The sequence below is a fragment of the Pedobacter psychroterrae genome, assembly GCF_004331695.1.
Classification (GTDB): domain Bacteria; phylum Bacteroidota; class Bacteroidia; order Sphingobacteriales; family Sphingobacteriaceae; genus Pedobacter; species Pedobacter psychroterrae.
On sequence record NZ_SJSL01000001.1, the window covers coordinates 418,897 to 431,549 of the forward strand.

A 12,653-nucleotide genomic window follows, 5' to 3' on the forward strand; every position below is an offset into this window, starting at 1 on the left:
ATTAATTTTCATTGCGTAATAAATGTGCCTTCCCTTCTATAGAAAACCGAATAGCTAAAAAAATCATCAGTCCGATCAGCAACGAATAGATTACTGTGTCTGTACCTGTTGGTACTAAAAGGATTATAGATGCATTGATCAATAACTGAAAAAAGACATACAGGAGGGAAACAGTGTTATGTGCCAGTCCCTTTTCGTTAGCTAAAAATTGGTACAGGTGACTCCTGTGTGCTTCCAGTATCTCCTCCTTTCTCATTAAACGAAAGAAAACGGTGGTGGTGGCGTCAAGGCCATAAAGTAACAGAAACAATAAATAATTTGGATTGCCAGTAGTGATAATGAGCTGTGTCATTAAAAAGGCAATGATAAATCCTATACTAATACTTCCGACATCGCCAGCAAAGCAGCGCGCATGTGTCCGAAAATTAAAGAAAATGAAGACTAGTAACGCAAGGGCAACGGCTACCATAAAACCAGTACTACTAAAAGGCACGACTTTATCATTCAAGTAAATCAGCGTCATCACTGTAAGCAAGCTGTATCCTCCTGTTATGCCATTGATCCCGTCCATGAAATTCCAGGCATTAAGCATAGCAACAACAAAGACAAGCAAGGGTATGATCCAATACACGGGAATGGACAACAAGTGTAACTGCATGAACATCAACGCTGAGGTAATAAACTGAAATACCAATCTTATCTTACCATTCAGCTCTCGTATATCATCGATAAAGCTAACAAAGCTGATTATGGCCAGGCCTGATAAAAAATAGGGATAGGGAAAGCCAAAAAAAACGGCATACATTAGGGCAGATATCGTAAAAATGATACCTCCTCCCCTTACGGTTACCAAGCTATGTGAGCTCCGTTCGTTAGGCTTATCAATGATGTTATAACGGTCTGCCAGTTTAAAATATATCGCCATTAACATAAACAGCAGGATAAAGTAAAGCAGGAATACATAAATATTACCCATTAACACACTTTTTGTTACTAGTAATTGCTCCAAAGGTAGGATTTTAGTTTTAATATGATCATTTATTATGAGTTATGAATTTTTCAAGAACAGGCTGTGGTTTCCATTTGAGCAAGGTCCTTGCCCTGGTGTCGTCAAATGTTAATTCAGAACAAAGCTTACCTAATTTTTTGCTGGTCAAAGGGGCATTGGGCCCAATTAAATCACCCAGCCTGGCAATTAGCTTGGCAATAAAATAAGGCATCGATTTTGGACGGGAAAAAGTATACTTCGTAGCGATATAGTCACTTAATTCTTTGAACGAGGGATGGTATCCATCCGTAAGGTTATATATGCCTCCTCTGGAAGCTGCAATAGGGATAAACCTGGCGACATCTTCCGCAAGGACTAAACTCCTCCGGGTTGCCCCATCTCCAATATTAAAATAATAACCTTTTTCTATTCCCTTAATCATTGACTTTAAATTACCCGGAGGATTTGGTCCGACAATCAAAGGAAGTCTGAGTATCGTGCAGGTTACCTCATGTTCTTTACACCACGAAAGAACAAGTTGTTCTGCTTTAATCTTACTCTGTCCGTAGGCATCGTTTGCTGCCAAAGGATGCATTTCATCAATTAAATGCCCCTTATCACGACCATAGACAGCAACGGTACTGATGAGCACGAATAACCGAGGGGGGTGTTCATGAAGGCTCTGTAATAGATTAGCTGTTCCGTTAAAATTTACATCAAAAAATTCCTGGTGCTCCTGAGGCGTCTTTGGTACCGAATGTGCCTTGCCTGCAGCATGGATCACCATATCAAATTTTTGAAGGGCAAATATTTCTTTGGAGATGTCACCGGAGATGTCATTTATTCGGCTTCTTCCCATCGAAGTAAATTTATACTGCTTTAATTCTGCCCTGATGATAGATCCAAGAAAACCCTGTGCTCCGGTAAGAAGTATATCCATAGTTAAATAAACTGAATTAAACGTTTCATAAATCTCCAGGGCATTAATAGAAATGGAACCTTTAGCCCGTTACTTCTCCAGGCAGAAAGAATTTCTTTATTACCCTTAAAAATATTCCACAAACTTTTATTGGTAGCGCCTCCCAACCTCATTTTAACCATCAGCCGAGGGATATATAGGGACTTAAAATTGAATTTTTTAAAAGTCCGCAACATGAATTCATAGTCTGAAGCCAGCTGGTATTGCAAATTGAACAGCCCAACTTTTTCGTATACTTTCTTTCTGAGAAACAGCGTGGGATGTGGCGGAACGTTGGCATGTTCAAAAAAACCAGGATAATACGGCGCAGAGTGCCATTTCCGTACTACTTTGTTTACATCATCGGCCTTTACGTATACTAAATCACCATAAACGATGTCGAGCTCGGGGTCGCTTTCAAAATGTGACATCACTTCTTTAATTACATGCATGTCCTGATACATATCGTCTGAATTGATAATCCCTATAACATCTCCTGTGGCAGCAGTAATCCCCTTGTTCATCGCATCATAAATGCCCTTGTCTGGCGCAGAAAAAATCACATGTTCTCCCTCAATACAAGAATTTGCAATATCCAAAGTATTATCAGACGAAGCCCCATCTATGATGATGTATTCAATATTCTTGTAGGTTTGCGAGGTCACACTCTTAATCGTATCTTCAATAGTCGCAGCACTGTTATAAGAAGCAGTAATCAGGGATACTTTCATTCAACCGCTATCATTTTGAATAATGCAATCCGGAAATCTGTGCCAGGGTTTCCTTATGAAGGGCTATAAGCTGCTTGTTGGAAGATTGAAAGATGGCATTAGATTTATACATGTGTGAAAAGGGACTATATGGTATTTTGAATCCAAATAATAACAATAGAATTCTAAAATGAAAGCTTATTTTAAAAATCAATTTAATTAGGTCCGCAGAACCATAGTGGTTCTTGATCAATAATCTTGCCAGATTAACATAATAATTTTTAAATGCGAAATCGCTAATACCTATCCCTCCTGAACCATAATGCACAATTCTGTCTTTTAACAGTTCTTTTTGGATTCCCAATTTTTCTAGCCGAAGGAAAAGATCACATTCCTCATGATAAAAAAAGAAATCAGGATCAAATCCGCCCGCTTTTTTGAACACATCCGCCTTCATCACCAGATAACATCCACTATAATAGCCATTGAGAACTTGAAGTCGTTCTTTAAAAAGAAATTTGTAAGCGGAATAGAACAGCTTCTTCACAAGAAATACATCGATCAATATATTAAACACCTTTGGATAACTAAATGTATTTTTCTGTATACTATGGTCTGCATTTAAGATTGAACAGGAATAGATAGTATTCTTTTCCAGTAAAGAATTTTTGGCTTTATTACAGAGCTCCTGCAGGTCAATTGTGAGTGTATCGTTGTTTAACAGTACCACTGTAGCATACGCAGCCATTTCAATCAGAATATTATTAGCACTTCCAAAACCATGATTGATCTCTGAAAATACTGGTTTAACATTCAAAAATTCCGATGCTATTCTCTTTATTATCTCGACACTATCATCAGTCGATGCGTTGTCTAGAATCAAAAACTCATGAGCAATATTATTTAAATCCAGAAAACCACCAAAACTTCTAAGGCAATTTTCAAGAAAAGCACTCCCATTATAATTTACGATGACTATACTTAATGCTTGCGCCATATTCTCCATTAACCCTGAACCAGTTTACTTTTTCTGGTGATCCAAACAAAATAAGTCAGCAAACCTAAAACAATGTATGGAATAACGAGTGACAAAATTGAATAAAAAATTGCATTTTCAAAATAAAAACCTATCGACAGCAGGAGAAGCTGTATTACAAATACGATGCTTAAGTTAATTGAGTTATACGCCTTATCTACCATTATGTCCAGGATGTTTCTTAATAAAAGATATAATGAATATACCGGAAAAGCCATATATACCATCTGCGAGGGGGAAATTGCTTTACTTAAAGACGGAAAAAATATTTCTATCGCTACAGGGATAAAGAAATAAAATCCGATAGTTAAGCAGATAGAAGTTATCAGCCCGCCAATCAACAATTGATCAACTCTGCTTACAAAGACTTTAGGTGGCTGAGATTTAAAGAGCTTACCGAAATAGGGTAAGATCAATGAGCCTACTAACTCGTAGAACATTGAGCCTAACTTCAACAAAATAAAAGTCATTGACATGTAGCCTGATTCTGTCAGTCCTACAAACAAACTTATCATAAATACAGGCATAAATTCAAGTGCAAACAGCCCGAGCTCAGCAACAATCCGGGGATACCCAAACTTAAACAACCGGTAAGACTTGTAGCGGATTCGACTGACGGACACTTGGCTACGAAACCACAGCAACACCAGCAATGTGATAAGTAAAGCCAATGTGGTAAGGGAATAATAGGTAAAATAGCCAAACACATCGGCCCCAACATACAAGAATACTAGCGGAAGGATCGACATCACTGCAATATTCAATAAGCTCATCGGACCAAATTGAATCCTGCCCCGATAGTAGGCACTTAGCAATACATAGAGCCCCTGACTGAATATAAATAGTAAAATGCTCAGCAGAATCTTTCCCTCATCAATAGGTCCATCTTCAAAAGCTTTTAACAACACTCCGGGAAAGAATAATGTAATTAGGCTGAACAAACCGAACGTGCCACAAAAAATGACGATAGCCGAAAGTAAATATTCATAACTATCATCAATCACCTTTTTTCCTTTTAAAAAACTGATATATCTTGGAATAGCAATCCCTGCTCCGACCAACAGTGGAAATACGATAAAGGATGATACACGTTTGACCAAATTATATATAGCGAAGCCCTCAACATGCCAGTTGTCATTGATCCAGTGATTGATATACAAATTGCAAGCCATGAACAATCCCTGAGCTACAAGAATGTACAATGCATAACGGATCTTGCTATTTTTGAACAGTGGGCTTAAGAACAAAATTGTAATTGTTAAATTTTAAAATCAGGTAGCAAACTAGAAAGGTTAGCGGAATAATGCTCCAAGTAAGCAGGCTAATGATGAATGAAATATAAAAATATTCAACCATAAATATGACCATTACAACTGTAAATACCGGTCGGTTGCGCCTTAAAAACACGTAAAAAACCAAATGGAGAAAAAAGCCATTTACGAGCATAAAAATAAGTGAGCCGATAATTCCAAAGTCCATAATCATCCCTCTGAAAATGGTGTAAATATTGGACTCCAACAAGTCTTTATACATAAAAAACTCATCATAGACGCCTTGAGATGTTACTTTATTTGAACCAAAGAATTCAAATATTGCGGTAAAGGTGTAGAATCCGAAATAGTAGTGACTCGTATCATAATTGAAGGCAGCCCTTCCGCCTGTGAAAGCAGTAAACCAATCTGAAAAACCATAGATATGGGTAAAGAAGTAGGTGGCAAATAGTATCCGAAAATTATCTAACAATACACCAAAATCGTCTACATCCTTTAGTCCTCGTGATAAGAACGAGACCGCGATTAAAACGAGAAATATGGATACGATAATGATGACGCGAAGGATGATCTTGAAACTGAAAATCTTCAGTTCATTGGCGTAGAGTTTTGTAACCAGAATACTTCCTAAAAACAAAAACACGGACTGAAAAAATAGCCCTTTGGAAGATTGGGTAAGTAGAATGATTACGGAAGGCAGGAAGGCGAAAAGAATTTTTTTGTTCTTGCTTGCCTGGACAGAACCAAATATTAAACCTCCTACAATCACCGAAATATTTGAAAACAATAAACTGATGGGACCAAACGGAGTATAAGCTAGTGTGTCGTTGTATCTTGCATCCGCAAACTTACTGGCTACTAATACTGGATTATTGAACACATCCATCAGGCCAAATCCCTGGGCAAACAAATGCATAACCGAGCCAAAGAGAGAGATTAAGATAGCACTGACCAACGTGAGTCTTAGAAAAGGGGAATTAAAAACCTCTGCTGGTTGCGGCTTGTTCAGGTTCTCCAGGAAGGCTTTTCTCCAGTCGAAAAGCAGGAAAGTGGATGAAAATAGCAATACCGCTGTCGTGATAAAGGCAATCGAATTAGGATTAACAGGCACTTCAAATAAGACCACAAGCGGGAAAAAGGTGTAAAAGAACCAAAACATCGAAAAAAGACATCCCGGAAACAACCAGGTACCGGTAACACGTCGAAGGCAAAGCGCCCCGCCCAGGATTACCAGACTATAGAATATAGCAATTATCTTTTCAACGACCTCCATTCCGCCTATCGGACTGACATGTTTAACCGACTAAAAAAGTGCTTAAAGACGAGTATGAATACAACCAGTATCGTCGCTAGTAAAAATCCGAAAGCAGTCATCGCAGCTTTTCCCGGCTTTTCCTTTTTAATTGGGAAGGTAGGTTCATCGATGACCTGTATCAAAGGCTTGTCCTTCAAAAAGTTCATCTTAGAAAGCTCCAAATTCTTAACAAGCTCAGTCAGGATCGCTTTATTAGCTTCGGCATTAAATTGTGATCGCTGCACTGGATCTGTCCGTTGCGAAGACCGGGTAATATTTAAATTAGGCGTAATGTCCACTACCCTGGCTGCACGGGAGATAGCCCCATTCATTACCGCCTTAACTGAATCCGTTTGTTGTTGCAAAACACGGATATTGCTCAATGACTTCTTGGTCTTTGTTTCGATGTAGAACTCGTTTACCGTGGCCACGATGGTCCGGTTGAATACCTTGGCAAACTCTTCATTTTCAGCGGTAAATTCCACGCTGATTACATTTAGTTTCTTATCCGGCTTTCCAACCTTTAAGTACTTTTTATCAATGTCCTCAATCACCTCCAGCAAAAGACTGTCTGCCAGTCTGGTTTCCGGCCTCCCTGTAACTTCAGTAAAGTGCGCATCCGCATATTTAGTGCTACGGAACCATTTCTTTTTCAAGCCTGCCACTTCTACATAACTGTCGATGAGCAATTGCTCTTTGTCCCCAATAACAGCTCTGGTCAATAAAGCTTTTTCCAGCATGACCCTGGATTTGTAAAGTGCAGCGATGTTATCTCCCTGAAAAAGTCCATTGGAGGAACCTCCAATATCAATGCCCACCATAGCAGCGAGTCCGGCCATTTGTCCCAATCCGCCCATGCTTCCTCCCATTGCGTCTTCTTCCAAGACGAAAGTAGTTTTAGCGGTATACTCAGGGATCGTAAAAGCAGCATAGCTGAGGCCGATGATGGCTCCGACTAATCCCGCAAACAGTATCGTTTTCCAGTACGATAGCAGATACCGCATCCAGTCTTTGAATTTAAAGAGCAGCTCCTGAACAGAAATTTCGCTTTTAACTTGTTCCATGATTCAAGTTTATCTGATTAAGGTTACCACTATCGCCGCAAGAGATGCGAAGGCTGTTCCGATTCCGATCCATGCCTGTGCATTCAAACGCTCGCGTTCCGCTCTCTTAGGTACGAATATTTCTGCGCCAGGCTTCACTTTAGGGTAGCTGTTGAAGAACAATACTTTCTTGGCACCCGCTACCGACCCATTTGAATAGACAATATAAGCCCCGCGTTTATAGGCATTGTAACTGAACCCTCCGGATCCATCAATGTAATTCCTGAAACTCCTCCCCTTTGCATAGATGATGCTGTTTGGCTTTAGTACCTCGCCAGTGACACTTACCGTCTGGAGTTCTTTTGGTACCCGGATGATGTCGCCATCTTCCAGGATTAGGTCTTGACGGGAAAGTGGCTTCTTCAAGATCTGATGGAGGCTGATGCCAACCAGATCGCTTCTAAGGATCTCGATGTCTTTCTCTACAGAATCTTTATCGCTTTTATCGTCTTTTTCATCGTCGCCGTCCTGCTGAAGCCTTCTTAGGTTGAGCAATTTATACCGCTCTTCTTCTTTCTTTAGCAAGCTATCGGGATTGTTGATGTCATTGCGACCGGGTCTTTTTAAAGATGCACCCTCCGGATAGGCCAATGGAGTAAGGCCACCTGCTCTTTTTATCACGTCGGAAATGCGTTCGTCTTTTCTGGTAATGGTATAAGTGCCAGGATACAAAACTTCTCCTTCCAGTTTCACCTCCCGCTGTACCTGGTACCCCTCTGAACTCCTGATCGACACAATATCGAAGGGCTTGAGGATGAAGGCATTGTCCTGTATTTTTAAGTTCTGATCCACATTAACTGTAAATACCTCTGCTGTTGACGCAGAAGCAGAAGTGGCATCACTGTTCTTGATTCTTCTGGATATTTCGATCCGGTTTGGTGTGGCACCTTCTTTAAACCCGCCGGCCATCTGGATTAAGGCCTCCAGGTTCATGTTGTCCGCAAACTTAAATGTTCCTGGTTCGCGCACCTCTCCCTGAATAGATACTTCATATTCTTCCCTCAGGTCAAAAATTGATGAAATGGTGACCTGATCTTCCCTTTGCAGTTTAATGTCAGACTCAGTTCCTGCCAATACTTTTGAGACATCAAATGAAAGTAGCGAGAGGCTGTTGTCGGCATTTAACCGGGATATGTACCCCCTGTTTAAAAATGCATCTTCCGTAATTCCATCGGCCTTGCTGATCAAGGTCTTTAAAGTCAGGCCATTCTCCAGTTCATACTGCCCAGGGCGGAATACCGCACCGATGATCTCTACCCGATTTGCGAAACGGTCTAAAATAGTTTCAACCATGAACTTATCCCCGTTTAAAGGATTGTATTTGATAAAATCATCCGCTTTTACATCAGTGATCTTACGTTCCCGGTTTGTGTTCTGTAATACTTTGATCTGAGCGGTATAGGCCTGGTTGGAAAATCCTCCGGCAAAACGGATGGCATCTTCCAATGACTCTGTATTTAAGACCTCATACAATGCTGGCCGCTTCACTTCGCCGCTCATTTCTACCCTGGTCTGGTAAACGGGCACATTGATAACATCCTGATCCTGCAGGCGGATATTCCCGGTCTGCATGCCATTTAACAGGAAGTCATATACATCAACAGTGGAAACCACTTTGTTATTTCTGATCACCTGTATTTTACGGAATGAACCGTTCTCGTTTGGTCCCCCTGAATCATACAACACATTGAACACCGTATATAAAGAAGGGACGGTATAGGAGCCGGGTTTAACAACTTCGCCGATTACAGTAACCTTAATACTCCTGATATTGCCAAGGGTAACAGCAACGCTGGTACGGCCGCTCCGTAGTCCGGGATATGTAGGGGCCATACTATTTCGGATCTTTGAAGTTGCCTGTTCTATTGACAGCCCGCCTACCGATACATTGCCTACATATTGCAAGCGGATGGTTCCGTCGGGGCTTACTTTAAGCTTATAACTGGCCTCATTATCTCCACTGATATCTACTAACAATTCATCGTCAGGGCCAACGATATAGCCCTTAGGGGTGGCCATACGAAGATTTGGCTCAAACGTCAGGTTATCGTTTTTAAATAGATCTGCTCCGAATATCTTAGGCTTTAATCCCTCAAAAAGATCAAAACGCTCCAGTAGCTTTTCTTCAGAATCGTATTCAGGATCATCCTCCCGGACTTTCGTATTATTATTTTTTACTGTGTTGTTCTTTTGGATCTGGTTGTTTCGGATTGTCCTGTTGTTTTTAGTAGTATCATCCGAATTCTTCTTATACGTCCTGGATCTGTCCAGATCGCCAGGCTTCTGGTTGCCCTGGGTTTGACCGGAGGTACCTCCACCTTCCTGGGCCCTTATCTTTTCTACCCTGATCCTAAGTTTCTGGATCTCAGCGGCTTTCATGCCCTGGGCCGCAGCCATTTGTTCAAGTTGCAGGTCAGTATAGCCAATTGACTCTGCCCTTTGTATCAATTGTCTGATCTGGGCATCGGTAAGGTCATCCACCCTTACATCCGAATAGTTAGTCTGTGCGAATGCTGAATAGCTGCTAACTAAGGTAAACAAGAAGAGTAAAACGGTAAATATATTTTTTAACTTCATAGGTATAGGTAGGTATATGAAATAGTTTATTCGAAATAGTTCAGTGTATTGAAGCCGCCATGTTTTAAATATTCATCTTTTTTCATCAAATGCAGATCTGAATGCACCATTTCTTTTACCAAGGCCGACAGATCATATTTTGGTTTCCAGCCTAGTTTAGTATTCGCCTTTGCAGGATCACCAAGTAACAGGTCAACTTCTGTAGGGCGGAAATATTTCTCATCCACCTGCACGACTACCGTTCCTGGCTTCAGGTATTCATCATTGAGGCCAAGCGTTGCGACTACCTCCTGATCTACATCAATGATCACACCACGTTCATATTGGTCCTTGCCACTGAACTCTACTTCAATTCCCAACTCGGCGAAACTCATTTTCACAAAATCGCGCACAGTAGTGGTGACTCCTGTGGCAATTACATAGTCTTCTGCCTGCTCCTGTTGTAAGATGAGCCACATGGCCTCGATATAATCCTTGGCATGCCCCCAGTCTCTTTGTGCTGACAGATTGCCTAGGTACAAGCAATTTTGTAAGCCTAGCGCTATTTTGGCAGCGGCCCTGGTTATTTTGCGCGTAACAAAGGTCTCTCCCCTTAATGGACTTTCATGATTGAACAAAATGCCATTACAAGCAAACATCTGGTAAGCTTCGCGATAATTTACTGTAATCCAATACGCATACATTTTAGCAACTGCATATGGTGAACGGGGATAAAAAGGAGTTGTTTCGCTCTGCGGTACTGCCTGTACCAATCCATAGAGCTCTGAAGTCGATGCCTGGTAAATCCTTGTCTTTTTTTCAAGGCCCAGAATTCGTATGGCTTCTAAAAGCCTAAGCGTCCCAATACCATCGGCGTTGGCTGTATATTCAGGCATTTCGAAACTCACATGCACATGGCTCATCGCTGCCAGGTTATAGATTTCATCCGGCTGTGTTTCCTGGATGATCCTTATCAAATTTGTGGAATCTGTTAGGTCTCCAAAATGAAGCTTAAAATTAACCCCATTCTCATGCTGATCCTGATAAAGATGATCAATTCTTTCCGTATTGAATAATGAAGAGCGTCTTTTTAGCCCATGAACGAAATAGCCTTTTTTTAGCAAAAACTCAGCTAAATAAGCACCATCTTGTCCCGTAACACCTGTTATTAAGGCAACTTTCATGTAAATTGTTTTTTATTTCAACTATAATGGCAAACATACGCAATTATTTGTTTGTGCTAAACTACTTATTGCGAAGTCGGAATTGAGCATATATCCCGTTGAACAAATTGATGCGAAAGTTATTTTTTTGTTTGAATAGCCAGCGCAAGTGCAGGCAGACTTGATGGCAGATTTTGAGGAAGCAAAATCTCAACTGCATTGTCTACGTTCTTCCACTTTAATGTTTTACCTGTTTCCAATAACTTGATTGTTGAACCTTTGCCAGGCAGATTTGCATGGAGGGTTATCGATTTGGGGACCTGGTTGCCCTCAATACAATAAACTGCATAGACGGTCTTACCGTCCTTACTTTGCGTAAACCAGGTATTGGTGTCTTTGTACGCTCTGGTGATTCGCGTATTGTATATAGCCTGTCCATTTCTTGAAGTCCATTTACCGATCTCTTCCATTCGGCGAACGACTTCCACCGGCATCTTACCATCGGCCTGCGGACCCAGCCCGAGTAGCAGACTCCCGCCTTTTGCTACAACTTCAGCTAATGTGTGAATGACTTGACGGGCAGATTTATACTGGTCGTTAGGAACAAAGCCCCATGCACCACCCAAGGTCATGCAACTTTCCCAGGGATTGGCCAGCTGATGCTCAGGAACTCGCTGCTCTGGCGTTTGGTAATTTTCGTAAGGACCATGAACTGTTCTGTCTACCACCAACAGACCTGGTTGCGCCTTACGGCCCATGTCTGCAATTTTCGTCATATCTATATCCTGATCCCATGCAGGAATGGCTGCTCCCCAAGCTCGTACTTCATCATTTACTGTAGACAATGGTCTTACCCAGCCCCCATCTAACCAAAGAATATCCACGGAACCATAATTGTGCATCAGTTCGCTGATCTGGTTAAAAGTATACTGTTTAAACATGCTCCAGCGCCATGGATTTTTCCTAATGTCGTAGTTATTGTTCCTATCCGCAGTGGCGTATTTAGACCACCAGTAATATTGGGAGTGCCAGTCCGGTTTAGAAAAATAAGCCCCAATCATGAAACCTTTCTTACGGAAAGCATCAAAAACGTATTTCGCTACATCTGCCCTGGGATTTGTTGCAAAAGGACCTTTCGCAATACTAAAATCAGATTCTTTCGTGTCAAACATGGCAAAGCCGTCGTGGTGCTTGGTGGTGAAAACCAGATAACGCATACCTGCTGCTTTGCCGGCTTGTGCCCATTGTTCGGGGTCAAAATTAACCGGATTGAACTGTTTGCTCAAGTCCCAGTACCATTTTTTATAATCTTCATAAGTTACTGTACTGTCTCTTGAAATCCAGTCCTCATTGCAAATTGACCAGGATTCTATAATGCCCGGCACAGCGTAAATCCCCCAATGAATGATCATACCAAATTTCTGGTCTTGCCATTTGTCTAGCTTTTGTCTCACTAATGGATCTGAAGGCCACTCGTAAATGGTGGACTGGGCATGGAGGTTATTTTCTTGGGCCCTCACTGCCACGGCGGTCAGCAGAACAAAGAGGGAAACGATTATACTTTTCATACTGGA

At 41.2% G+C, this 12,653-nt stretch carries 10 protein-coding genes; all 10 read right to left on the reverse strand.

Translation table 11 applies throughout. The features are described from left to right. Position 1: 1 nt before the first annotated feature. Positions 2-976, reverse strand: a complete 975-nt coding sequence (locus EZ437_RS01770) for an MraY family glycosyltransferase (RefSeq protein ID WP_131592647.1) — start codon at positions 974-976, stop codon at positions 2-4. Between the two features lie 58 nt (positions 977-1,034). After that, positions 1,035-1,928 (reverse strand): NAD-dependent epimerase/dehydratase family protein, encoded by an 894-nt coding sequence (locus tag EZ437_RS01775; protein ID WP_131592649.1) that lies wholly within the window; start codon positions 1,926-1,928, stop codon positions 1,035-1,037. Positions 1,929-1,930: 2 nt separating this feature from the next. After that, on the reverse strand, positions 1,931-2,677 hold the full coding sequence (locus EZ437_RS01780; RefSeq protein ID WP_131592651.1) for a glycosyltransferase family 2 protein: 747 nt from the start codon (positions 2,675-2,677) through the stop codon (positions 1,931-1,933). 10 nt (positions 2,678-2,687) lie between these two features. After that, complete coding sequence (locus EZ437_RS01785; RefSeq protein WP_165500321.1) at positions 2,688-3,653, reverse strand: glycosyltransferase family 2 protein; 966 nt, start codon at positions 3,651-3,653, stop codon at positions 2,688-2,690. An 8-nt stretch (positions 3,654-3,661) separates the two neighbouring features. Next, complete coding sequence (locus EZ437_RS01790; protein ID WP_131592655.1) at positions 3,662-4,939, reverse strand: lipopolysaccharide biosynthesis protein; 1,278 nt, start codon at positions 4,937-4,939, stop codon at positions 3,662-3,664. Then, positions 4,911-6,236 carry an O-antigen polymerase gene (locus EZ437_RS01795; RefSeq protein WP_131592657.1) on the reverse strand — a complete coding sequence of 442 codons (1,326 nt, stop codon included), beginning with the start codon at positions 6,234-6,236 and terminating at the stop codon, positions 4,911-4,913. Before EZ437_RS01795 ends, EZ437_RS01790 begins: the two co-directional genes overlap by 29 nt. A 5-nt stretch (positions 6,237-6,241) precedes the next feature. Further along, the gene (locus EZ437_RS01800) at positions 6,242-7,321 is read right to left on the reverse strand and encodes a GumC domain-containing protein (RefSeq protein WP_131592659.1); all 1,080 of its coding nucleotides are present in this window, start codon (positions 7,319-7,321) and stop codon (positions 6,242-6,244) included. 9 nt (positions 7,322-7,330) lie between these two features. After that, positions 7,331-9,937 (reverse strand): SLBB domain-containing protein, encoded by a 2,607-nt coding sequence (locus EZ437_RS01805; protein WP_131592661.1) that lies wholly within the window; start codon positions 9,935-9,937, stop codon positions 7,331-7,333. A gap of 26 nt (positions 9,938-9,963) precedes the next feature. Beyond that, positions 9,964-11,100: a GDP-mannose 4,6-dehydratase gene (gmd, locus tag EZ437_RS01810; RefSeq protein ID WP_131592663.1), complete on the reverse strand. Its 1,137-nt coding sequence runs from the start codon at positions 11,098-11,100 to the stop codon at positions 9,964-9,966. A gap of 119 nt (positions 11,101-11,219) precedes the next feature. After that, positions 11,220-12,647, reverse strand: coding sequence for an alpha-L-fucosidase (locus tag EZ437_RS01815; protein ID WP_131592665.1), 1,428 nt, complete (start codon positions 12,645-12,647; stop codon positions 11,220-11,222). Between the last annotated feature and the right edge of the window lie 6 nt (positions 12,648-12,653).

What these genes read in the sequence shown, in the direction of transcription:
- gmd (WP_131592663.1), bottom strand. Translation starts at nt 11,100, where the DNA reads ATGAAAGTTGCCTTAATAACAGGTGTTACGGGACAAGATGGTGCTTAT.
- EZ437_RS01770 (WP_131592647.1), bottom strand. Translation starts at nt 976, where the DNA reads ATGGGTAATATTTATGTATTCCTGCTTTACTTTATCCTGCTGTTTATG.
- EZ437_RS01805 (WP_131592661.1), bottom strand. Translation starts at nt 9,937, where the DNA reads ATGAAGTTAAAAAATATATTTACCGTTTTACTCTTCTTGTTTACCTTA.
- EZ437_RS01775 (WP_131592649.1), bottom strand. Translation starts at nt 1,928, where the DNA reads ATGGATATACTTCTTACCGGAGCACAGGGTTTTCTTGGATCTATCATC.
- EZ437_RS01800 (WP_131592659.1), bottom strand. Translation starts at nt 7,321, where the DNA reads ATGGAACAAGTTAAAAGCGAAATTTCTGTTCAGGAGCTGCTCTTTAAA.
- EZ437_RS01780 (WP_131592651.1), bottom strand. Translation starts at nt 2,677, where the DNA reads ATGAAAGTATCCCTGATTACTGCTTCTTATAACAGTGCTGCGACTATT.
- EZ437_RS01815 (WP_131592665.1), bottom strand. Translation starts at nt 12,647, where the DNA reads ATGAAAAGTATAATCGTTTCCCTCTTTGTTCTGCTGACCGCCGTGGCA.
- EZ437_RS01795 (WP_131592657.1), bottom strand. Translation starts at nt 6,236, where the DNA reads ATGGAGGTCGTTGAAAAGATAATTGCTATATTCTATAGTCTGGTAATC.
- EZ437_RS01785 (WP_165500321.1), bottom strand. Translation starts at nt 3,653, where the DNA reads ATGGCGCAAGCATTAAGTATAGTCATCGTAAATTATAATGGGAGTGCT.